Annotated in this window: 23 protein-coding genes; 10 read left to right on the forward strand and 13 right to left on the reverse strand. The window is 65.7% G+C overall.

Features of this window, described 5'->3' with window-relative positions:
• Nucleotides 1–143 precede the first annotated feature (143 nt).
• Nucleotides 144–1,235, reverse strand: a complete 1,092-nt coding sequence (locus tag ABT375_RS00325) for an RcnB family protein (protein ID WP_416463657.1) — start codon at nucleotides 1,233–1,235, stop codon at nucleotides 144–146.
• Nucleotides 1,236–1,410: 175 nt separating this feature from the next.
• Nucleotides 1,411–1,893 (reverse strand): GAF domain-containing protein, encoded by a 483-nt coding sequence (locus tag ABT375_RS00330; protein WP_416464948.1) that lies wholly within the window; start codon nucleotides 1,891–1,893, stop codon nucleotides 1,411–1,413.
• A gap of 105 nt (nucleotides 1,894–1,998) precedes the next feature.
• Here ABT375_RS00330 and ABT375_RS00335 point away from each other — a divergent pair, with 105 nt between their 5' ends.
• Genes ABT375_RS00335 through ABT375_RS00345 form a run of 3 tightly spaced genes read left to right on the forward strand, consistent with a single transcriptional unit; the run spans nucleotide 1,999 to nucleotide 4,588 of the window.
• On the forward strand, nucleotides 1,999–3,243 hold the full coding sequence (locus ABT375_RS00335) for a glycosyltransferase family 2 protein (protein WP_416463658.1): 1,245 nt from the start codon (nucleotides 1,999–2,001) through the stop codon (nucleotides 3,241–3,243).
• The gene (locus tag ABT375_RS00340) at nucleotides 3,243–4,190 is read left to right on the forward strand and encodes a glycosyltransferase (RefSeq protein WP_416463659.1); all 948 of its coding nucleotides are present in this window, start codon (nucleotides 3,243–3,245) and stop codon (nucleotides 4,188–4,190) included. Before ABT375_RS00335 ends, ABT375_RS00340 begins: the two co-directional genes overlap by 1 nt.
• Nucleotides 4,190–4,588: a GtrA family protein gene (locus ABT375_RS00345; protein WP_224550297.1), complete on the forward strand. Its 399-nt coding sequence runs from the start codon at nucleotides 4,190–4,192 to the stop codon at nucleotides 4,586–4,588. The genes ABT375_RS00340 and ABT375_RS00345 overlap by 1 nt, the downstream gene beginning before the upstream one ends.
• Here ABT375_RS00345 and ABT375_RS00350 read toward each other — a convergent pair.
• Genes ABT375_RS00350 through ABT375_RS00360 form a run of 3 tightly spaced genes read right to left on the reverse strand, consistent with a single transcriptional unit; the run spans nucleotide 4,557 to nucleotide 7,345 of the window.
• The gene (locus ABT375_RS00350; RefSeq protein ID WP_416463660.1) at nucleotides 4,557–6,248 is read right to left on the reverse strand and encodes a hypothetical protein; all 1,692 of its coding nucleotides are present in this window, start codon (nucleotides 6,246–6,248) and stop codon (nucleotides 4,557–4,559) included. The two genes, ABT375_RS00345 and ABT375_RS00350, sit on opposite strands and share 32 nt — an antisense overlap.
• Before the next feature lie 28 nt (nucleotides 6,249–6,276).
• On the reverse strand, nucleotides 6,277–6,681 hold the full coding sequence (arfB, locus tag ABT375_RS00355; RefSeq protein WP_416463661.1) for an alternative ribosome rescue aminoacyl-tRNA hydrolase ArfB: 405 nt from the start codon (nucleotides 6,679–6,681) through the stop codon (nucleotides 6,277–6,279).
• Nucleotides 6,668–7,345, reverse strand: coding sequence for an RluA family pseudouridine synthase (locus ABT375_RS00360; RefSeq protein WP_416463662.1), 678 nt, complete (start codon nucleotides 7,343–7,345; stop codon nucleotides 6,668–6,670). The genes arfB and ABT375_RS00360 overlap by 14 nt, the downstream gene beginning before the upstream one ends.
• 78 nt (nucleotides 7,346–7,423) lie before the next feature.
• On the opposite strand from ABT375_RS00360, the gene ABT375_RS00365 reads away from it, so the two are divergent.
• A complete protein-coding gene (locus tag ABT375_RS00365; protein ID WP_416463663.1) occupies nucleotides 7,424–8,383 on the forward strand; it encodes an acyltransferase family protein in 960 nt (319 codons plus the stop codon).
• Here the strand turns inward: ABT375_RS00365 and ABT375_RS00370 are convergent.
• The 3 genes from ABT375_RS00370 to ABT375_RS00380 form a co-directional block, all read right to left on the reverse strand.
• Nucleotides 8,380–8,850: a hypothetical protein gene (locus tag ABT375_RS00370; protein ID WP_416463664.1), complete on the reverse strand. Its 471-nt coding sequence runs from the start codon at nucleotides 8,848–8,850 to the stop codon at nucleotides 8,380–8,382. The genes ABT375_RS00365 and ABT375_RS00370 overlap by 4 nt on opposite strands.
• Nucleotides 8,851–8,935: 85 nt before the next feature.
• On the reverse strand, nucleotides 8,936–9,796 hold the full coding sequence (locus ABT375_RS00375; RefSeq protein ID WP_416463665.1) for a sigma-70 family RNA polymerase sigma factor: 861 nt from the start codon (nucleotides 9,794–9,796) through the stop codon (nucleotides 8,936–8,938).
• Nucleotides 9,796–10,251 carry a carboxymuconolactone decarboxylase family protein gene (locus tag ABT375_RS00380; protein WP_416463666.1) on the reverse strand — a complete coding sequence of 152 codons (456 nt, stop codon included), beginning with the start codon at nucleotides 10,249–10,251 and terminating at the stop codon, nucleotides 9,796–9,798. The genes ABT375_RS00375 and ABT375_RS00380 overlap by 1 nt, the downstream gene beginning before the upstream one ends.
• Nucleotides 10,252–10,377: 126 nt before the next feature.
• Here ABT375_RS00380 and ABT375_RS00385 point away from each other — a divergent pair, with 126 nt between their 5' ends.
• Entirely contained in the window at nucleotides 10,378–10,584 is a 207-nt protein-coding gene (locus ABT375_RS00385; RefSeq protein WP_224550305.1) for a hypothetical protein, read from the forward strand.
• Between the two features lie 121 nt (nucleotides 10,585–10,705).
• Here ABT375_RS00385 and wrbA read toward each other — a convergent pair whose 3' ends face one another.
• Together wrbA and ABT375_RS00395 are read right to left on the reverse strand one after the other, a co-directional pair.
• Entirely contained in the window at nucleotides 10,706–11,305 is a 600-nt protein-coding gene (wrbA, locus tag ABT375_RS00390) for an NAD(P)H:quinone oxidoreductase (RefSeq protein ID WP_224550306.1), read from the reverse strand.
• A 101-nt stretch (nucleotides 11,306–11,406) separates the two neighbouring features.
• Nucleotides 11,407–12,126 (reverse strand): pirin family protein, encoded by a 720-nt coding sequence (locus ABT375_RS00395; RefSeq protein ID WP_416463667.1) that lies wholly within the window; start codon nucleotides 12,124–12,126, stop codon nucleotides 11,407–11,409.
• A gap of 106 nt (nucleotides 12,127–12,232) precedes the next feature.
• Between ABT375_RS00395 and ABT375_RS00400 the strand changes: the two genes are divergently transcribed.
• The 3 genes from ABT375_RS00400 (at nucleotide 12,233) to ABT375_RS00410 (ending at nucleotide 14,958) form a co-directional block, all read left to right on the forward strand.
• Nucleotides 12,233–13,126 carry a LysR family transcriptional regulator gene (locus ABT375_RS00400; protein ID WP_224550308.1) on the forward strand — a complete coding sequence of 298 codons (894 nt, stop codon included), beginning with the start codon at nucleotides 12,233–12,235 and terminating at the stop codon, nucleotides 13,124–13,126.
• Nucleotides 13,127–13,404: 278 nt separating this feature from the next.
• A complete protein-coding gene (gene ctrA, locus ABT375_RS00405; RefSeq protein ID WP_224550309.1) occupies nucleotides 13,405–14,112 on the forward strand; it encodes a response regulator transcription factor CtrA in 708 nt (235 codons plus the stop codon).
• A 153-nt stretch (nucleotides 14,113–14,265) separates the two neighbouring features.
• Nucleotides 14,266–14,958 (forward strand): pentapeptide repeat-containing protein, encoded by a 693-nt coding sequence (locus ABT375_RS00410; RefSeq protein WP_224550310.1) that lies wholly within the window; start codon nucleotides 14,266–14,268, stop codon nucleotides 14,956–14,958.
• 116 nt (nucleotides 14,959–15,074) lie between these two features.
• Here the strand turns inward: ABT375_RS00410 and ABT375_RS00415 are convergent, their stop codons facing one another.
• Both ABT375_RS00415 and ABT375_RS00420 read right to left on the reverse strand, forming a co-directional pair.
• Entirely contained in the window at nucleotides 15,075–15,773 is a 699-nt protein-coding gene (locus tag ABT375_RS00415) for a hypothetical protein (protein WP_416463668.1), read from the reverse strand.
• A 101-nt stretch (nucleotides 15,774–15,874) separates the two neighbouring features.
• The gene (locus ABT375_RS00420; protein WP_416463669.1) at nucleotides 15,875–17,158 is read right to left on the reverse strand and encodes a S8 family serine peptidase; all 1,284 of its coding nucleotides are present in this window, start codon (nucleotides 17,156–17,158) and stop codon (nucleotides 15,875–15,877) included.
• Between the two features lie 88 nt (nucleotides 17,159–17,246).
• Here ABT375_RS00420 and ABT375_RS00425 point away from each other — a divergent pair, with 88 nt between their 5' ends.
• Both ABT375_RS00425 and ABT375_RS00430 read left to right on the forward strand, forming a co-directional pair.
• Complete coding sequence (locus ABT375_RS00425; RefSeq protein ID WP_224550313.1) at nucleotides 17,247–17,735, forward strand: RNA polymerase sigma factor; 489 nt, start codon at nucleotides 17,247–17,249, stop codon at nucleotides 17,733–17,735.
• Nucleotides 17,732–18,421 (forward strand): anti-sigma factor family protein, encoded by a 690-nt coding sequence (locus ABT375_RS00430; RefSeq protein WP_416463670.1) that lies wholly within the window; start codon nucleotides 17,732–17,734, stop codon nucleotides 18,419–18,421. The genes ABT375_RS00425 and ABT375_RS00430 overlap by 4 nt, the downstream gene beginning before the upstream one ends.
• Nucleotides 18,422–18,466: 45 nt before the next feature.
• Here ABT375_RS00430 and ABT375_RS00435 read toward each other — a convergent pair whose 3' ends face one another.
• Nucleotides 18,467–21,610 (reverse strand): amidohydrolase family protein, encoded by a 3,144-nt coding sequence (locus tag ABT375_RS00435; RefSeq protein ID WP_416463671.1) that lies wholly within the window; start codon nucleotides 21,608–21,610, stop codon nucleotides 18,467–18,469.
• Between the last annotated feature and the right edge of the window lies 1 nt (nucleotide 21,611).

Consider the following 21,611-nt stretch of genomic DNA (forward strand, 5'->3'; position numbering starts at 1 on the left):
GGGCAGGACTTCCATCTGGGCCGACCACTACCGGGCGACACCTTCAGTTCTCCGAAATTCGATCGGCAAAAAAAGGGGTCGGGCCTGTGCGGCCCGACCCCGATCCAGCGCTGGTCCGGCGTCGTGACTCGCCGGACAGGCGCTTATTTGCAGCGGCAGCCTCGGACGGCCCTGCGGCGTACCGGCTGGCGAACCGTTTCGGTGACGTAGGTGGTCGTCGTAGTCGTTGTCGTCTGGGCGGGCTGTATCGTGACGGTCGTCACCACCGGTGCGGGATAATAATAGCCACCCGCGATATAGCCGCCGCCCTGCTGCACCACCGGGCCCGGACCTGCCGACCAATGCGACGCCCCGGCATAAGGCGGCGCGTCATAGTCGACGCCAGCGCCGCGCACTTCGCCCTCGAACCGGCCGTCATAGGTGCCGCTCACCTGCCGCCCGTCATCCGTGGTCCAGGTGCCGGTCCAGCGGCCTTCATAATCGTTCTGGGTGGTGACGCTGTCGTCGGCATAGCCATAGCCATCGTCATAGCCCACGCTCGGACGGCGCGACGGGGGTGGCGCATGACGGCCGGGGCCGTCCTCGGCCTTGTCGATCGCCATGCCCGCCACGGCGCCGACGCCGGCGCCGATCAGCGTGCCCGCGGTGCGATTGCCGCGCCCGGCGATGCGGTTGCCCGCCACGCCGCCGACCACCGCGCCGATGGCGGCGCCACCAACGCCATTATCGTGGCGCGGCTCGTCATAATAGCCGTCATCGCCATCGGGACCATAGCCGCCTTCGTAGCGGTTCCATTCGATGTTGCTGCGCGAGTCGTAGACCCGGCCATAACGGTCGGTCATCACCGCATCGTCATAATAGCGCGACCAGCCATAGCCGTAGGCAGGCGCAGGCAGGCCATAGGCGCCATAGTTGGCGATATAATAATTGGGGCTGGTCCAATATTGCGGCAGGACATAGCCATAGATCGGACGCTGATAGCCGCCCCAGCCGCCCGGCGCGCGCCAGCCGGCGAACCAGCGGCCGTTCTGGCGCGGTCCCCAGCGATGCCCACCATTATTCCAGTGTCCGTTCCAGCCGCCACCGGGGCGTGGCATATGCGTGCCGGGACGGGGGCCGGGGTGCGGCATCGAACCGCCGGGGCGTGGCCCATTCGCGCCGCCGGCGATAGCCGGCGCGGCGACGCCTGCCAGTGCAACGCTCGCCCCCAAAAGAAGTAAGGTTGGAGTCCGCATGGTTAACACTCCCTGTTTTTACGGCGCGCCAACCGGATGCGCAGCCTAAAATGCTAACGCTTCGTTTAGCATGGCGATCCTTGGCTATCCATGATCCAGGGCTTGAAATCCTGTCCCGAAACGGGGCGGAAAGCGCGGCACTGCGGAGGTGCCGTGAAGAAACAGGGTTAATGGATCAGCAAATGCGGGCCGCGATCCGCGCCGCCAGCGCCTCAAGCCCGGTGGCATCGTCCGAGTCGAAGCGGGCGGGAAGCGGGCTGTCGAGATCGATCACGCCGATGAGCTTGCCGTCGTGCAGCACCGGGACAACGATTTCGGACGCGCTGGCCGCATCGCAGGCGATATGGCCGGGGAAGGCATGGACGTCCTCCACCAATTGGGTTTCGCGGGTTGCTGCGGCCGCACCGCATACGCCGCGACCGACCGGAATGCGGATACAGGCGGGCTTGCCCTGGAACGGGCCAAGGACGAGTTCATCCTCCACAATGCGATAGAAGCCGGCCCAGTTGAGATTGGGCAGGAACTGCCAGAGCAGGGCGGACAGGTTCGCCATGTTGGCGATCGGGTCCGGCTCCGATGCGGTCAGCGCATCGGCGGCCGAGAGCAAATCGGCATAAAGGGTGGGCTTGTCGGCGGCGGTGGGGGCGAAATCGTACATGGCGCCCATATAGGCGCGACCTTCGATCGCGACCAGAGCGCGACAAGAATGCATTAACCAAAAGCCGCTATCGCCATCCAAAGGCCTGAAATCCCGAGGGTGACGATGTTCGTAGACGCCATGCATAGTCTGTCCCACCTGCGCGGGGATGTTCGCGCGATCGACGTGTCGATCGTCATGCCCTGCCTGGACGAGGCGATCAGCCTGCCGCATTGCATCGCCAATGCGCGTCGCGCGCTGGATTTGATCGAAGCGCGGCATGGGCTGTTCGGCGAGATCGTAATTGCCGACAATGGATCGACCGACGGCAGCCAACAACTGGCGACGGGGCTCGGCGCGCGGGTCGTGCCAGTGGAGCGGCGCGGCTATGGCGCGGCGTTGATAGGCGGCTGCGAGGGCGCCTATGGCCGCTACCTGCTGATGGGTGACGCTGACGGCAGCTATGACTTCACTGACGGCGTGGCGATGATCGGCGAATTGCTGGATGGGGCGGATTTGTGCATGGGTTCGCGCTTCAGGGGCGGGATTGCGCCCGGCGCCATGCCTTGGAAGAACCGCTATATCGGCAATCCGGTGCTGACCGGCATCCTCAATCTCTTCTTCCGGTCGGGCATCAGCGATGCCCATTGCGGTCTGCGGGCCATTACGCGGGACTGTTTCGCCTCGCTGGACCTGTCGGGGTCCGGCATGGAGTTCGCCAGCGAAATGGTGATCAAGGCCAGCCTGCGCCGCTTCCGTCTGGCCGAGGTGCCCGCGACCTTGTCTGTCGACCTGCGCGACCGGGCGCCCCATTTGCGGCCCTGGCGCGATGGGTGGCGGCATCTGCGCTACCTGATGATGCTGAGCCCGACCTGGGTATTCGGCGTGCCAGGCGTGGTGGCGCTCGGCGTCGGTCTGGCGCTCTTCGCCATGGCGCTGATGCAGGCGCTGGCGCCGGGAAGCTTCCCCGCGGTCGGCAATTACTGGGTCGTGCTGGCGGCGGCTCTGGTGTCCGGCGGGCATTTATGCGGTATGCTGGCGTTCGCCGGCAAACTCTATGGTTTGCGCGCCGGCTATCGCGCTGCGCGACCATGGGAATTGCGGCTGGGCGAAAAATTGTCGCTGGAGGCGATGCTGCTGTCTGGCCTTGCCATCAGCGGAACGGGCGTCGCGGTGCTGGCGGCGGTCTTCTGGAAATGGACGGCCCGCGATTTTGGCGCCACCTATAGCATCCTGCCGGCGGTGTTGGGCACGACGCTCGTCACCATGGGTATGCAGACTGTCATGGGTGGTTTCCTCATGGCGATATTGGGCGGCAATGAATCGCGCTTTTATCGCATGCAAGCGGTGCCGCCGCTGCCGTTGCGCTGATGCCGATACCGCGTCTTTCCATCATCATGCCCGTGCATGAGGGCGATGCCTATCTCGATGCCGCATTGGCGAGCCTGCCGGACGACGCCAACGGCCTGATCGAAGTGATCGTGCTCGATTCCAGTTCGACCATGCGTTGTCGCGACATCGCCGCGCGCCATGCCGGCCGACTGACCCTGCGGTATGAATATCGGCCTGACATTCTGTCCTGGACGGCCAAAACCAATCGGGCCGCGGCGATGGCGCGGGCGCCGCACGTCGCGATGTTGCACCAGGACGATCTTTGGCTTCCCGACCGGCTGACCGCTATTTTGGCTGCGCTGGATGCTGATCCTGATGCCGCTATGCTGCTGACGGCGGCGACCATCATCGACGAGGGTGGGCGGACATTGGGCCGCTGGCGTTGCCCGCTGGAAGGTCGGTCGAGTTGGGAGGGGCCGGCCGTCATGGAGCGGCTGCTGGTGCAGAATTTTGTGGCGCTGCCCTCTGTCGTCATGCGCCGGGACATATGGAAGGACGCGGGCGGGCTTGACGAGAGCCTGTGGTACACCCCAGACTGGGACATATACATGAAGGCCGCGATGCGCGGACGCGTCAGCTACCTCGCCGAACCGACCGTCGCCTTTCGCATCCATGGCGGGTCGCAGACAATGCTGGGCAGTCGGACGCCGGCTGATTTCCTGAATCAGATGGAGATTGTCGTCGCTCGCTACGCGCCGGTCATCGCCGGGCCAAAGGCAAAGACGATCCGCCATATTGCCGCGGCATCGGCGCGCATAAACTGTCTGCTGGCCGAAGTGATGCATGGTCGCACAGCCGCGCTGGCGCAAATCATGGGCGAGTTGCTGAGGCTGGGACCGTGGGGTGTGTGGCGTTATATGAGCCATTCGCGCATTATCGATCGCGTATTGCCACGCATCCACGCACGGTTGCGAGGGGCGCTGTGATGCACGCAGGACTGTTGCGGTTGATGCGGTTCGGTATCGTTGGCGGCGGGGTGACCCTGATCGCTTATCTGCTGTTCCTGGGGGCGATAGCAGGCGGCCTGCACTATGTGGCTGCGAGCGTGCTGGCCTGGGCCGGGGGGCTGTGCGTCGGTTTTCTGGCGCATCGGCATGTCACCTTCGGCGACCGCGGCGGATGGCGCAGCCAGATCTGGCGCTATATTGGCGTGTATCTGCTCCAGCTTTTGTTCGGGACGGCGACGCTTGCCGCGCTGATCGATTTGGCGGGGCTGGCTCCGTGGCTGGCCTATCCGGTCAACATCATCTTCACGGCGACATTCAGCTATGTGCTGATGAGCCGCATGGTGTTCACGCCGGCGGGCGACGTGCAACGCGCCTGATGCTGGCGCAGAGCTTTTCCAGGCGCAGAAATCGATCGGTCGCTGTTTCCTTGGCGGGAATGGCGCGCTGGATTGGGGCAAGCTGCTTCTCGCCGACGAATGCGATGCTGTGCGTGCGGCAGAGCGCCGCCATTGCGCGATCATCCAGTTGGCTGGCCATCAATCGCACCGGCCTGTTGCCCAGATCGGGGCGATTGGATACCAGGTCGCCGCCAAAGGCCGTTGCAAGATCGTCGATCACCGCCAGGTCGCTGTCCGTTCGGTCGATAGTGCGGGACACGGTGGCATAAGGACGCACGATAGTCGCGGCGAGGGCGATGTGGACTGGCACGACGGCCACAAAATTCGCGATGTTCGCGGCCGTCCACAGCGCCGGCGTTCCGGTCCGTTTTCGAAGCGCCGACCAGCCATAGCCCCCCAGCAGGCAGGCATTGCCGATCACGCCGTGGAGATAGCGATAGCCCCATCCGTGTCCCTGATAGGCCAGCAGCAGCGTCGCGGCGGCAATCGGAAGGAGCAGTCCAGCGAGCAGTGAGAGAGCCAGCGGATCGCGCCAGGCGAAACGTATGCCGGCCACCGCCAGAGGGAGCAGCAGCAGATGCTGCCAGGCGACGAAGCGCAGCAGGTTGAGGCTCATCAGCCAAAGGCTGATCCCGTCGAAGCCGGACAGGAGCATGGCGATCCGCGCGCCATAGCCGAGTTGCCCGCCCTGCGTGGCTGCTCCACCCGCTGCGCTCGCGGCAAAATGCGGCCAGGCAAGCCAGGCGAGGCCGATCGCGGCATAGGTCAGGCCATAGAGGCAAAAGAGTCGCCAGCGACGTTGCCAGGCGAGCATGACGATAAACGGAAGGACGAACAGCGGATGGAAAATCGGCTGATGCCAACCGGTGGCGATCAGGCCGATGCATAGCGCGCCACCATGACCCATTACGCCGCCGCGCAGGAAGAGCGCCAGCCAGATGAGATTGAGGGCCAGATAGCCGGGCATGGCATAGCTGCTCATTCCCATCACGACGATCTGGGACGACCCGACGTAGAGCAGGAGGGCGGCTATCTGCGCACTGCCGTCCTGCGGCCAAAGGCGGCGGGCGATGCGCCAGAGGGCCGTGGCGCCAATGGCGGTGAGAAGCGGATTGGTGAGTGCAGGATCGGCGATCGTCCCCAGCAGGTTTCGGGTCAGTGCATGAACCGGCAGATAGTCCGAAATCCAAGCCCGATGCCCCGCAATCGGCAATATGAATTGCTGATTGAGGGCGAGGGCGTTGTGCTGCCAGAAGGCAGGTAACGGCCATCCGAGACGGGCATGGTGATAGATGAATCCGTCGAACAGGCCCATCTGTTCGTCGCGAGTCAAATCATAGCCGTCAAAGGCCAGGCGATGGCCGGCCCAGCAGAGGAGGAGCAGAAGGACAGGAGCGCTCCACCAGAATCGGCCCGCCTTTTCCGCCCATAGCGGCACGGCCGGCGCAGGCCAGAGGCCGAAGCGGAGCAGCAGGATCAGAAGCAGGAGGAAAAGCGCATCTTGCCGCACGAAAAGAAAGGCGGCGAACTGCCTCTTGTCCTGGACGGGGTCGATCAGGATGCCGGCGAAGGCCAGGAGCATCAGAATGCCCAGGCCGTAAAAAACCGCCTTCCGGTCCTGCGCCATTCCACCGTTCATGCCGTCGACGTCCCCCTAAATTCTGTACTCAGTCCATCGGCACTCGTCCGCGGCCCTGCTTCACGTTGCTGCGCGCTTTCTTGGCATCGACCCGCCGCGCCTTCGCGGCCTTGCCCGGTTTGGTGGCGATGCGCCGGGCGTCGCGGACGTGGGCCTTGGCGATCATCTCGTTCAGGCGGTCGCGCGCGTCCTGCCGGTTCGCCTCCTGCGTGCGGAAGCGGGACGCCTGGATCACGATCTCGTTGCCGGCGGTCAGCCGCGATCCGGCCAGTTCCTTGAGCTTGCGATAGGCGTAAGGTGGCAGGGCCAGCCTGAACAGGTTCACGCGCAACTGGACGGTCGTCGCCACCTTGTTGACGTTCTGCCCGCCCGGCCCGCCGCCGGTGATGAAGCGCTCCTCCAGCGCATCATCGGGAATCTCAAAGCCCGGCATCGTCCAGCAAGTCCTGGCCGAAGCCCGCCGCAGCGAAGGTCGCAGGCAGGGGGGCGGTCGCCTCCGCCGCGGGCTTGTCGCCGCGCGGCATACTCAGGAAACGACTGTGCAACAGCATGGCTCCTTCCCCGTCACCATAGACCGGATCGCCGACGATGCCGAAGCCCAGGCCATGCAGCGCATGGACGCGGATCTGGTGGGTGCGCCCGGTCTGGGGGGAGAAGGCGATCAGCGACCGGCCGTCCTTTTCCGCGACCTTGCGCCAGTGGGTGATGGCGTTCTTCCCCGCCTTGGCCGGGATCATGCGCCATCCTTCCGCCGCGGTGCTGACCTTCTTGAGCGCCAGTTCGATCGTGCCTTCATCTTCTTCCGGCACGCCTTCGATCACCGCGACATAGCGTTTGACCACCGTGCCTGCCTCGAACGCGGCGGCGAAGCGCTTGTGCGCCTTGGGATTGCGGGCCAGCAGCAGGCAGCCGCTGGTGTCGCGATCCAGCCTGTGGACCGGCAGCGGCCAGCGCAGGAAACCGAAGGTCAGCGAGGCGAGGTGATTTTCAAGCGCCATGGAGCCGTCGCGCGGCGCATCGACCGGCAGGCCCGCAGGCTTGTCGAGGATGAGGGCTTCGCCATCGATGAACAGCACATGGTCGGTAAGCAGGGCCAAGGAAGAGTTTCCGATCGGGACAGAAGAAAATGGGAGGAGAATTGACGCACGCGGCGCTTCCTATAGGCGGTGGAGGCGATGGAATACAGGGGGCATGATCGGCGCCAGGCGCAATTTCGGCTTGATTGGGTCGATGTGGCGCGCGGGCTGGGCATATTGGCGGTGGTGATCGGCCATGTCTGGACCCGCGGGCCGCTCCGCGATGCCATGTACAGTTTCCATATGCCGCTCTTCTTCCTGCTGTCGGGGATGCTGTCGCGGCCGCACGATGTCGGCGCGTTCACACGGCGGCAACTGGTTGGCCAGATGCGGCCCTATGCCGCCTTCCTGCTGCTGCTGATCCTGATCGACCAGATCATCGAACCGCTGAAGGGCGGTCGGCCCATTTTCCACCAATGGCCGGAGGATCTGGTGCCGATCCTGCTGGGCGGCTTCTGGTTGCGCGGCCCCTATACCATCTTCTGGTTCGTGCCTTGTCTGATGATGGCGCGCATCCTGTTCAATGTCGCGCTAGGCCGCTGGCCCGATGTGCTGGATCGGCGCTGGGCGCTGCTGCTGCTTCCGGTGCTGGTTCTTGCCTATGTCCTGGGTTGGTGGCTGAAAGCGTCACCGTTGGGGATGCTGAGCGTGCCGATGGCCTTCGTGCTGTTATGGGTAGGAGCGGCGTGGCCCCGAGTCCGCTGGCGGGGCTGGATGATCGCGCCGCTGGGAGCGATGGCTGCGGTCGGGCTGACGGGCGTGCTCCCCACGCTCAACATGAAGGTCGCAGATTATGGCTGGCCCTTGCTGTCGGTCGCCTCGGCCATTGCCACTTCACTGCTGTTGTTCCGCCTGTCGGCCCTGATCGCACCCCTTGCCGCGCCGGTTGCGGCGGTGGGGCGGGCGTCGCTGGTCGTCATGTACTGCCATGTCGCCGTCATCCACTATCTCTCCCCCTATTGGGGCAAGCCGTGGCTGCTGCTGGCGGCGTTAATGATCCCGCTGGCGATCGACCGGCTGATCCGCCCGTCGCCGACGGCCAGCCGCTTCCTGCTTTAACCGTCCTGGATCAAGGACATGCGATTGTCGGTCCCGGCGCGGGCAACAATGGCATAGGCGGCCTGGGCGATGAGTTGTGCCTGGGTCAGTGATGCGCTGTCGGTCGCCGTCTGGGCGGTCGCGGCGGGATCGGCGACGGCCGAGGCTTCGGGGGAGGCGTAATAGCCTGCGTCGCTCAGTCGATTGCTCAGGCCGGCCGTGGGTGCGGGATCGGCTACGGCGGTCATTTGACGCGGGCCGGACGAAGGCGCGCTATAGGTTAGCGGCTCGGACGGGGCCGGGTTGGCGACGACTGTCGGCGGGGTAGGGGCTTCGGGTGATGTCGGCGCGTCCGGCGTGTTGGGGGACGGCGTAGGCGCAGGGGTGGCGCTCGGCGCAGGGGGCGTCGCCTGGGCAACCGTGTCCAGCGACTTCTTGATCTGTCCCCATGCGTTGCCGATGCCTGTCGCGTTGATCGCGCTCACCATGTAAATATTCTCCCGTCCCCGCCGTTCTTATCCGTTATCGGCCCTGCCATGCCCTCTACGAACAGGGTGTGCACCCCGTTAAGCGTCAATGCAGGTGCCGCAGCTTGTCCGGGTTGCGCATGATGTAGATGGCGGTGACCCGACCGTCCTGGATGTCCAGTGCCGTGGTCTGCACCTCGCCATCGGCCTCCCGCGTGACGAAGCCGGGCAGGCCGTTGATGAGGCAGGTGCGCAGCAGGGTGGAGCCATGCTTGCGGAAGTTGACGGTCAGCGCCTTGTGCAACTGCATGACCTGACCGAAGCCGATCGCCGGGCGCACCGTCGCGGGCCGCTTGCCCCCCCCGTCGCTGTGCAGGCTGACATCCTGCGCCAGGAGCGCGCCGAGGCTGGTCATGTCGCCGCTGCGCGAGGCCGTGAAGAAGGCGCCGGCAATCTCCAGGCCGCGTTGCTTCTCGACCTGGAAGCGTGGCCGCGCGTCACGGACGTGGGTTCGTGCGCGCGCGGCGAGTTGTCGGCAGGCGGCGGCGTCGCGGTCGATGGTGCGGGCGACCTCCTCGAAGGCCAGGCCGAAGACGTCGTGCAGCAGGAAGGCGGCGCGCTCCAAGGGGGACAGCCGTTCCAGCGCCAGCATCAGCGGGAGGGTTACGTCCTCTTCCTCCTCGTCATCCCCGACCAGCGGCTCGGGCAGCCAGGGGCCGACATAGGTTTCGCGGCGCACCCGCGCCGATTTCAACTGGTCGAGGCAAAGCCGCGTCACCGTGCGGCGGAGGAAGGCTTCGGGTTCGCGGATGGCCGCCCGATCGACGCCCATCCAGCGGATGAACGCTTCCTGCACCACATCCTCGGCGTCGGCGACCGATCCGAGCATCCGATAGGCGACGCGGATGAGGCGGGGACGCAGCGGGTCGAAGCGCGCCGCCGCGTCCTGTTGCGTCCCCCGCTCCATCAGGCCGCCGCCTTCATCGGCATATCGTACCAGAGGTCGAAGCCGACCGCGATGCGGTTCCAGCCATTGATGATGTTGATCATCAAGGTAAGCTTCACCTGCTCCTCCTCGGTAAATTCCCAGTTGAGCGCCTCGCGCGCGGCGCTATGGCTATGCCCCTTGGCGATTTCGGTTAGAGCCTCGGTCCAGGCGAGAGCGGCGCGTTCCCGGTCGGTATAGCAGGGGGCCTCGCGCCAGGCGGAGAGGAGGTAGATGCGCTGCTCGGTCTCGCCCTTCGCGCGGGCTTCAAAGCTGTGCATGTTGATGCAGTTGGCGCAACCGTTGATCTGTGATGAACGAATCTTGACCAGCTCGATCAGGCTGGGTTGCAGGCTCTCTCCGATCGCGGTCGACAGTGCGGTCCAGCTTTTCATCAGTTGCGGCGCGGCGGCATAGGGGTTGATCTTGTCGGTCATGATGCGGTCCTTTCGCTTGGGGATGCAGACATGACGAGAGGCGCGCGCGGGATGTGACATGGGAACGAATTTTTTCGTCGCGAAGCGCTGGACAGGGGCGGGGGCGACGGCTAGCGGGCGCCCCCTATGTCAGTCATTGCCACAATCATGAACACGGCCACGGGCCAGCCCATCCAGAAAATGAAGTTCGAACGGATGCCCAAGCCTTGGGTATCGCTGAACCTGGAAAATGGCGAATTGGTCACGGCCGACCGCGTCGTCGTCGGCAAACCCGCGCCGGGCAAGTTCATCATCCCCGTCGAGGTCTGGGTGACGCCCAAGACATTGGGATAGGCATGGCAGGAAAGGGGCTGGCGCATAGTCCCGATGCGCCAGCCCCTACGGCGTGATTCAAGCCTTGATGCGACCAAAGGGCTCTCGCTGCGCCGCCTCATACAGACGGCGCGGCAGGCGATCAGCCGTGCAGCTTGATCGCGGTCTCCGCGATGCGGCGACCCTGGTAGCGGGCGCCGTCCAGTTCCTCTTCGCTGGGCTGGCGGCTGCCGTCGCTATCGGCCAGGGTGGTCGCGCCATAGGGCGATCCCCCGCGCACCTTGTCCACGCCCATCTGACCCGCAAAGCCATAGTCGAGGCCGACGATGGTCATGCCGAAATGCAGCAGGTTGGTGATGATCGAGAAGAGGGTGACTTCCTGTCCGCCATGTTGGCTGGCGGTCGAGGTGAAGGCGCCGCCGACCTTGCCGTTCAGCGCGCCGCGCGCCCACAGGCCGCCGGCCTGATCGAGGAAGGCCGCCATCTGGCTCGACATGCGGCCAAAGCGCGTGCCGGTGCCGACGATGATCGCGTCATAGTCCGCCAGTTCGGCGACGGTCGCGATGGGGGCGTCCTGGTCGAGCTTGAAATGCGCATTCTGCGCCACTTCGAGCGGGGCGGTTTCGGGCACGCGCTTGATATCGACCTGCGCGCCGGCGGCAATGGCGCCTTCGGCCATGGCCTTCGCCATCGTCTCGATATGACCGTAGGAAGAATAATAGAGAACCAGTACCTTAGCCATGAGGCATCTCCTTGAAAGGATGGGGAAAGGGTAGCCGCCCGCATAGGGGATACGGGCGGCCTGGCCCGTCCGGGGGGAGGGGATTGGACGGGCCGATAGGGTCAGATGCTGTCCACCAGGACGATTTCGGCGTCCTCGATGGCCGTGATGGTGATCGGATCGCCGCCCAGGATCGCCGCGCCATCGCGGGCCTCGAACGGCTGGCCGTCAATCTCGATCCGGCCCGTCGCGGGAACCAGATAGAGGTGGCGACCTTCCGCGCTGTCATAGGTCACGCTGGTCCCGGCCTTCACCGTGCCGCCGAGCAGGCGGGCGTCGGCGCGGATGCGCAGCGCTTCCCTGTCATCGTCATAGCCGCTGGCGAGGACGACGAGCTTGCCGGAGCGATCGCCCTTGGGGAAAGGCTTGGCCCCCCAACTGGGCTGGCCGCCGCGGGCGCGGGGAATGACCCAGATCTGGAACAGGGTGGTTGTTTCATCCTCCAGATTATATTCGGCGTGGCGGATGCCGGTGCCCGCGGACATGACCTGCACGTCGCCGGCCTCGGTGCGGCCCTGATTGCCCAGGCTGTCCTTGTGCGTGATCGCGCCGGTGCGGACATAGGTGATGATTTCCATGTCGCTGTGCGGATGCGGCGGGAAGCCCGAGCGGGGGCCGATTTCGTCATCGTTCCACACCCGGATTGCCCCCCAGTGCATGCGTTCTTCGTCATGATAGTCGGCGAAGGAAAAATGGTGGCGCGCGTTCAGCCAGCCATGGTCGGCATGGCCGAGCGACGCGAACGGGCGGCGCTCGATGCGGCTCGTGGTGGTCGTGGTCATACAAGATGCCTTTCGTTGCGGAGGCGGATGCTTCCGCTTGCTTTCCGACAATCTAGCCATCAGGATCGTTTCTTAAACCGGCAGCTTTGAAACGGATTGTTTCCCGATGCGACTACCTGACTTCGAGGCCTGGGCCATGTTCGCCGCCGTGGTCGAGCATCGCAGCTTCACCGATGCGGCCAAGGCGCTGAGCGTGTCCAAGGCGACCGTGTCCAAGGCGGTGACCCGGCTGGAGGAGCATCTGGACACGAGCCTGTTCAACCGCACCAGCCGCCGCCTGGCGCTGACCGAAAGCGGCAAGCGGCTGGCCGACCACGCCCATCGCATCCTGGCGGAGGGGCAGGCGGCGGAGGAAGCCGCGCGCGACGAGACGGCGGAATTGTCGGGCGTGGTGCGGCTGGGCGCGCCGATGACCTTCGGCCTGCTGCGCGTCGCGCCGCTGGTTGCGCAATTCACCAAGGAGCATCCGTTGGTCGATGTCGACCTGCATTTGTCGGACGCGCAGATCGACATCGTAGAGATGGGGCTGGATGCGACCATCCGCATTGCCGACATGCCAGACAGCTCGCTGCGCGCGCGGCGGCTGGCGGATGTGACGATGCATGTGATCGCTTCGCCCGCCTATCTCGACGCGCGCGGGCGGCCGCAGCATCCCTCTGACCTCGGGAGCCACGACTGTCTCTGCTATTCCAACGTCGCGGCGCCCGACGTGTGGCGCTTTTCAGGTCCGGGGCAGCAGAATGTGGTGGTGCAGGTGCGCAGCCGCATCACGGTGAACAGCGGGGAAGCGATGCTGCCCGCGCTGCGCATCGGGGTGGGCATCGCCCGATTGCCCGACTTCATCATCGGCGATGCGCTGGCGAAGGGCGAGGTGGAGGAGATATTGATCGACTGGCGCCCCGCGCCGTTCGGCTTGCATCTGGTGACGCCGCCGTCGCGCCTGCGCCCCGCGCGGGTCGAAGCGCTGCTGGACTATCTGACGAAGCATCATGGCTGTTAACCCGCAGCATTAAGGTTAGCGAAAAATTTCCGTCCTCGGTTCAGGATGATGGGCGTTTGGACGCGTTTGAGCGTCGTTTCGCAGGTGAATCCATCTTGACTCCGGGTCGGCCGTTTCGGCTTCAACCCTTTGTAAACAGATTCGTTTTGGTGCGACTCGCGGATTTCTGCCGGTTAGCGAAAAATTAACCTTTGTCCTTCAGAAGTTTTTTGGTTAATGATTTGGAGCAGAAGCCGTTCTGGTGGGGTGAACGGGACTGCGACGCAAAGGGGCTTCACATGCGCGTGCTGCTGATTGAGGACGAACCGACCACCGCCAAGGCGATCGAGCTTATGCTCACGACCGAAGGCTTCAACGTCTACACGACCGATCTGGGCGAAGAAGGCCTCGATCTGGGCAAGCTCTATGATTACGACATCATCTGCCTGGACCTGAACCTGCCCGACATGCACGGCTATGACGTGCTGAAAAAGCTGCGGGCGGCCAAGGTGCAGACCCCGGTGCTGATCCTGTCGGGCATTTCGGAGATGGACAGCAAGGTCCGCTCCTTCGGCTTCGGCGCCGACGATTATGTGACCAAGCCCTTCCATCGCGAAGAGCTGATCGCCCGCATCCACGCCGTGGTGCGCCGGTCCAAGGGCCATAGCCAGTCGGTCATCCGCACTGGCAAGCTGGCCGTCAACCTGGACGCCAAGACGGTGGAGGTGGACGGCAACCGCGTTCATTTGACCGGCAAGGAATATGCGATGCTGGAGCTGCTTTCGCTCCGCAAGGGCACGACGCTGACCAAGGAAATGTTCCTCAACCACCTTTATGGCGGGATGGACGAGCCGGAACTCAAGATCATCGACGTGTTCATCTGCAAGCTGCGCAAGAAGCTGGCGCTGGCCTGCGGTGGCGACAATTATATCGAGACGGTGTGGGGCCGTGGCTATGTGCTGCGCGACCCGGACGAGATTCTGGAGGAGCAGGCCAAGGTCGCCTGATCCCGGACTGGTTAATGGGGGGTGGAAAGGCCGGGGTCCGAAAGGACGCCGGCCTTTTCCGTTTTGGGTGTCGGCAAAAGATATGTTCTCTTTTTGATCGCATTTCATCGTTGGGGCGTGGATCATCCTTCCGCTTGCGGTTAAGGCAGGGGCATGGATGACCTGTTTGCCGATCGATCTTTAAGTGAACAGACGCTGGGCCGGGGCGACATCGCGCCGCTGGCGAAAAAGGGTTTGCCTCATCATTTGATCGATTGCGATCTGGACGAGGCGGATCTGTCTGGGCTGGACCTGTCGCGCTGGATCTTCGAACGCTGCCAAGTCCGCCGCACCGACTTTACCGGGGCGAAGCTGGACGCGACGCGCTGGCAATCCTGCCGGGGCGGGTTCGTGCAATTGACGGGCGCGGACCTGCGCGAAGCGGAATTTCTCGCCTGCGATTTCAACAATGGCGTGCTGCGGCGCGCGAAGCTGTTCGGCGCGCAGTTCGAACGATGCAAGCTGACCGGCGCAGACCTGAGCGAGGCGAGCGCGCTGGACGTGCAATTTGCCGAAACGCTGCTCGTCAATGCGCGATTGCCGGGCTTTTCCTTTCGCAAGCTGGTTTTGAAGGCGATCGATTTCAGCCAGGCGGACCTCGCCAAATGCGATTTTCGCGGCACCTTGTTCGATGGATGCAGCCTGCGCGATGCGGCGCTGGACGGATGTCGGTTCGATGGTGCGGACTTGCGCGGGGCAGATATCGGCGGATTGCGGCTGATCAATGCCGGTCTGTTTCGCGGCGCAACGATATCGCGCGAGCAGGCGGGACAGTTGCTGGGCGAACTGGGCTTGAACGTCCGCTGATCGGCACAGTGGAACGGGCCGGCGGTCTCAAAGGCAGCCGGCCCGTTCGTCAGGCGGTGGGGCGTCGGGCGGCGGCGTGGAACTTGACCGCTACCCGCGTGCAGCCCCGTGCGGGGTCAATCGTCCGCCTGATTCGGTGTAGGGGTGCTGCTGCTTGCCGAACCCTGGCCGGTGGCTTCGCCCGAAAGCTGGCCGCTGGCATCGACCGATGCGGCATTGTCGAGCGCGCCTTGCGCTTGGCCCGCAGCACTGCCCGCTGCCGAACCAGCGCCATTGGCTACACCCGAAGCGCGATCGCGGGTGGCATTGACGGCATTGCCTGCCCGGTCGCGGGCATTGGCAGCCGTCGCGCTGGCGCGATCCCGCGCGGCGGAGGCGGTGTCAGTCGCCCGATCACGCGCGGTTCCCACCGTGTCACCGGCGCGGTCGCGCACCGTGCCGACGGCGTTGCGCGCGTCGCTGGTCCCCAATGTGTCGACCGCCAGGCCGCCATCGGCCGATCCGCTGGCCGACCCCGAGGCGCTGCCGCTGCGGGTCTTGCCGTTGCGCGTCGCCGAACCGGTCGCCGAGCCATCGGCCCGACCGCGGCTTGATCCGCTCGCGCCGACCCGACCATTGTCGAGGTCGATGCTGCGATCCAGGCTGCCCGAACCGCCCAGCGTACCGCCGAGCGATCCGCCAAGGCCGCCCCCCAGGCCGCCCAGCGACCCACCCAGGCCGCCGCCACCGCCGCCGCCGCCCAGCAACTGGGCCGAGGCCGGCGCTGCGGTTAATGCAGCGAGGCAGGCGGTCGCGATCAGGAACTTGGCTTTCATCACTCGTCTCCTTCATAGGCGTATCAATGCGATGAAGGGAGAACGGGAGGGGCGGCCGCTTTAATCCCGGTCCGCCAAGAAAAATATCAAGCCTTTGAAAATCATTCGTTATTTCTGCAATCGGCGCAGATGATCGGCGTCTTTCCCTTGGTCGGCGGGGTGGCTTCGGCGCGCAGCGCAGCGATGCCGCCACGCATCAGCAGGCGGCCAGCGACCAGCGGCGCGGCGAAGCTGGTGCCGCGCACCGCGCCCTTGCCGCCACTTGTGGTTGCTGCCTGCATGTCTGCGCCGGGAGCGGCGAAATCGATATGCAGCGCGCGGCCCGCTTCGGGCAAGGGCCGGCCGCGTCCATCGATTCCCGTCACGGCGATGACGCCGGGATAGGAGGCGGGATAGGCCGGCGGGGCGGCGGGGCCGTCATTGCCGACCGCCGCGACCACGGTCACGCCCTTGTCCTGCGCCAGCCGGATCGCGCCGTCGAGCAGCGGATTGGCCGGGCCGACCAGACTGACGGTGACGACGCGCACGCCGCGCGCCGCCATCCATCCCAGCGCGCGGACGATCGCAAAGGCGCCGCCCCCCGCCGGATCGTCGCCATAGACGTCCGCGACCAACAGCGACGCAGCGGGCGCTGCGCCCCGTATCGATCCATCGCCGCTGATGAGCGAAGCGACGGCAGTGCCATGGGCGCTGGCGCGCGGCGCACCATGGGCGAAGCCGCGCTGTTCGATTGGCCCGGTGAGCGCCGGATGCCGCGCGACCCCGCCGTCGATCAGCCCCGCCAGACGACCGTCGACCCCGCCGCCGCCCGCCAATGCGGCGGCGGTGAGCGGCAGCGCCGCGCCGCTGGGGAAATAGAGATTGTCCGCGCTGGCCTGCGCACGCGGGGCGATCCGGCGCACCTCGCGCAGCGCCCTGGCCAGGCTGCGGCCCTTGGGCGGGGTGAGGTGGGCGACGCGCAGGTCGATGCCCTCAACCCTTTCGTCAGTCACGCCATAGCCCGTCGCGCGCAAGGCATCGAGCGTCGCGTCGTCCGCGCCGGTGAGGAGGATGACGCCGCGCCGCGCCGGTTCGCGCCGGTCATCCAGCTCGATGCGATCGCCGTGGCGGCGCAGTAAATCGGTGAGGCGCGTGGCGCGCGCCGCCGCCAGCCGGTCGGCCAGGCGCGCGGGCGACAGGCGGTCGAGATCGGCCGCATCGACCGCGCCGCCGACACGCTCCATAATGTCGGGCACCACCTGACCCACCGTGCCCAGCCCGCCGCCGCCGGGCAGCAACTGCGCCTGGGTGGCGGATGGCGCGATCAGGATCATCCCCGCGATCAGCCAGGGGCGCGTCAGCTTCATGTCCGTCTCACCGATCCTCTCGCATGCAAAATCAACCATTGCGAAAAAATGTCCATCCGTCTTCTGTCTGCGGGATGAAACGGATGGGCTGGCGCGTTTCATCCCTCGAACAAGTGACGGAGTATCGATGTCGTTCGAAAGCGACCTGCTGGCGATCCTGCCCCGGCTGCGGCGTTTTGCCGCCAGCCTGTCGCGGGACCGCGCCGATGGCGATGATCTGTGCCAGGCGGCGCTGGAACGTGGCTTGAAGGCGCGCGATCAGTGGCAGCCCGGCACCCGTCTGGACAGTTGGATGTATCGGATCATGCGCAACCTGTGGATCGATGAGGCCCGCGCGCGCCAGCGCGCCGCCAAGACCTTCGCCCCCGAAGAGGCCGGTGCGCATGTCGGCCATGCCGGCGACCGCGATGTCGAGGCGCATATGATGCTGTCCGACGTCGATCGGGCGATGCAGGCATTGCCCGAAGAACAGCGCGAGGCGATCGCGCTCGTGCTGGTGGAGGGGCTATCCTACAAGGAAGCGGCAGCGGTGCTGGGCGTGCCCATGGGCACATTGACGTCGCGGCTGGTGCGTGGGCGCGGCGCGTTGTTGGAACTGATGGGAGAGGCGGCATGACGGACATAGACGAAGCCATGCTGATCGCGCTGGTCGATGGCGAACTGGACGAGGTGAACCGGCGTCGGGTCGAGCGGGCGGTGGCCGCCGATCCGGCCCTGGCGGCGCGGCTGGCGCAGCATCGTTCGTTGCGCGCGCGACTGGCGGGCCATTATGCGCCTGTGGCGCAGGAGCCGGTGCCAGATCGTTTGCGCGCGGTTCTGGAGGACAGCGCGACGGTGACGCCTCTGGCGCGCCCAGCGCCCCGCTGGCGTGGCTGGGCGATGGGCGGGGCGATCGCCGCCAGCCTTGTGCTGGGGCTGGGTCTGGGGCGCATGTCGGGCGAGGAGCCGGGATCGATCGGCATGCAGGGCGGCGTGATGGTGGCGCAGGGCGCGCTCGCGACCGCACTCGACGGGCAATTGGCGTCTGCGCAGCGGGATGGACCGATCCACATCGGCCTGAGCTTCCAGCGCAAGGGCGGCGGCTGGTGCCGCAGCTTCGATGGCCCCATTGCGGGCGTAGCCTGCCGCGAGGGGGAAGGCTGGCAGATGCAGCAGGCTTTGCCCGGCGCGGGTTCTCAGACCGTCTATCGACAAGCCTCCTCCGCCGACGCGCGGGTCATGGCGACGGTGGACGCGCTGATCGACGGCGCACCGGTGGATGCCGCCGGGGAAAAGGCGGCGCAGGCGAAGGGCTGGCGGTGAGTTGCGGCGTTCTCCCGCACAGGCAGGAGAACGCCGCCTCATTGTCTAGGCATGCGCCACCGCATGACCCGCGCAGCATGCGGCACGGCTGCTTTCGACATAGTCCGGGTCATGCCACCAATAATGTTGATGAGCGTCCGCCAGCATCGGCAGCATCTTGCTCGCCGCCGCCTGCGGCTTTGCATTGACGAAGGGCGCCATCAGCGCCTCGGGCGTATGGACGACGCCGTTGGCGATCACCTGCTGCACATTCGCAACGGCGGCGACATCCTTCAGAGGATCGCCGTCCACCAGGATCAGGTCGGCCAGCATCCCGCGCTCGATTCGGCCGACCGGTTCGCCCAGAAATTCGCCGCTCCAGCGCGTCGTCATCAACAGCGCTTCATAGGGCGAGATGCCGAACTTGACCATGCCGCGCAGGTTGAGGTGCAGGCTGATCGCGGTCAGGTCGATCGGCGCGTCGGTGCCGGAAAAGGGATGCCATCCCGCCGCCAGCGTCATCTTGATCTGTTCGACCTGCCGTTCCAGCGAGGCAAGCATCGGCTTGCCGCCGTCGCCCGACATCGCCTTCACCCGCGCGCGCAGCTTGTCATATTCCCATGGGGGATAGAGCGTCGTGATGCGCGGATCGCGCGTAAAGCCGTCGTCCAGTCCCAGCAGGGACGTGGCCGCGAATAATGTCGGCGTGCGCCCCGCCTTGGCCGCGGCGAACAGGTCGTTGACGTCATGATAGCCGCCGCCGAGCGAGGTGATGGTGCGCGAATAGCCGTAGCGGTTGGTCGCGCCGGTATGTTCCATGCAATCCATGCCGCTGTGCAGGGCGGGGTAGTGATAATGGGACGACAGGTGCATCCCCATCTTGTGGGAAGCGTCAACCACCTCCTTCTGCGTGTCGTGGCGCAGGCGGACATAGGTTTTCACCATGTCGTAGTCGAGCGCCTTCGCGCGCTCCAGCTCCAGCGCCATCTGCCCCTTTTCGGTCACGGGCCGCATGAAATTATAGAAGATGCGCCCGCCGTCGATCGCCTCGCCGGTGGCGTAATGGCGCGCGGCGATGCGCTTGCCGCTCTGGATCGCCTCGCGATCCTCGACCATATGATAGGCGGGGCAACCGGGTGACCGTGTCGCCGTCACGCCCATCGCCAGCCACAGCCGCCCCATCCGGTCGCCATAGCCATAGCCCGCCATCTGCCGGTGGGTGTGCATGTCGATCAGGCCCGGCATCAGCGTCAGGTCGGGCGCGTCAATCAGCCTGGCGTTGGCGTCCGATGCGCCCGCGCCGCGCGGTGTCACGGCGGCGATCAGGTTGCCGTCCAGCACGACATCGACTTGAGTCTTGTAATCGGTCGAGAGGGCATCCCAGACTTTGCCCGCCCGTATGACGGTGCGATCCGAAGGCTTGGCATTGGCCCAATTGAGGCGGCAGGGCACGGTCTGCGCTGCGCCGCCGGTGGCGGATACGATGCGCAGCTTGCCGTTGCTGAGATACAGCAATTTGCTGCCGTCGCCGCCCCAGCTTGGCGCGTCGGTGACTTCGGTAGTGATCTGCTTCGGCGCGGCGGTAAAGCTGCCGTCGGGCGCGACCGGCGCGACCCACAGGGTGCTGGCGAAGACGAACGCCATGCGCGTGCCGTCGGGCGACCAGACCGGGCCGTCATGGCCGCGTGTGCCGAGCGACTTGCCGTCGAACACCGGGCGGTATGTGCCTTTGCCGGTAGCGAGGTCGACGGTCAGTATCTGGCTGGCGCCTTCGCGATAGCGGCCGGTGACGGGCTTGAACGCGGCATAGGCGATGGTCTTGCCACCGGGGCCGAAGCTGGGGCGGCCCGGTTCCCAGATAGCGTCGAAGCGTTTCGTGACAACGCCGCTCGCGACATCGACCGTATGGAGCGCGCCGTCCTGGTCGAGGAAGGCGATCATCTTGCCGTCCTGCGACCAGCTGCCCCAGGCGACCGCCTTGTCGGGGATGTTGGTGAGCTGCTTTTCCTTGCTCGTAGCGACGTCATGCAGCCACAGATCCAGCGTGCCGCCACGGTCGCAGGAATAGGCGATGGTCCTGCCGTCGGGCGACCAGGCGGGGTCGCATTTGTGGAATCCGTCGCCGACGATTTTCTTCGGCGCGCCGCCGACGGGCATCAGATAGAGGTCGTTGAGCGCAGCGAAGACGATATGCTTGCCGTCCGGCGAGAGCATCGGCGCAGCGATGCCCACCACGGGCTTTGCCGTGGTGGAGGTGAAGTCGCGGGTCTTCTTGCGGTAGCTGGGCGTGGTGACCGGCACGTCGGTGCGGAAGGGAATGACGCTCGCCTTGCCTCCTTTCAGGCTGCGCAGCTTGCCATCGGAGCCGTAGAGGATCGCGCCATCTTTGGTGAAGGCGGGGCGGAAGGGATAGAGATCTTCGCCGACGACGATATCCTTGCCGTCATGGACCAGCGTCATTGTGCCCGGCTGCACGCGGGTATAGGCGATGGTCCCGTCGGGCGCGAAGGCAGGGGCCATGATCGCCGAAGGGTTGAAACGGTCGGCCGATGGCGTGACCGACGCCACGTCGGTCACCGCCCCGCTGGCGATGTCGATCGTGACCAGCTTCGTGCCCCCCGCGACATAGGCGACGCGCTTGCCGTCGGGCGACCAGGCGGGTTCGCTGTCGTTGGTCGTGCCCATCGACAGGGGCGTGACCTGGCCGCTCGCCACGTCGAGCAGATAGATGGCGTAGCGGCCGTCCGCCCGGTCGCTGGAAAAGGCGATGCTCTTGCCGTCGGGCGACCAGCGCGGCTCGCGATCGTCCAACAGGCCATCGGTGTGCTGGCGCATGTCGCCGCCGTCCGCTGCGATCGACCAGAGGTGGAAATTGCCGGTGCGATAGGATTGGAAGACAATCCGTTTGCCGTCGGGCGACCAGTCGGGCTGCGCGAGATCGTCAAAGTCGCCGGTCAAGCGGGTCAGCGGCCCGCCTGACACCGGCATCGTCCAGAGGATGCCCAACAGGTCAAAGGCGATCGTCCGCCCGTCGGGCGACAGGGCGAGGGCGACGTTGGTGCAGTCTTCGACCTTGACGATCGTATCCTGTCCCGGCGCCGGGGCGCCTGCCGTCCCCTGCGCCACCGACGTCGCGCTGCCCGCGGCAAGCAGCCCGATCCCGCCCGCCGCGAGTGCTTCGCGGCGGTTGACACCCTTGGTCTTCGTCATA

This window comes from Sphingomonas sp. VDB2, from assembly GCF_047946695.1.
Lineage (GTDB): Bacteria > Pseudomonadota > Alphaproteobacteria > Sphingomonadales > Sphingomonadaceae > Sphingobium > Sphingobium bisphenolicum.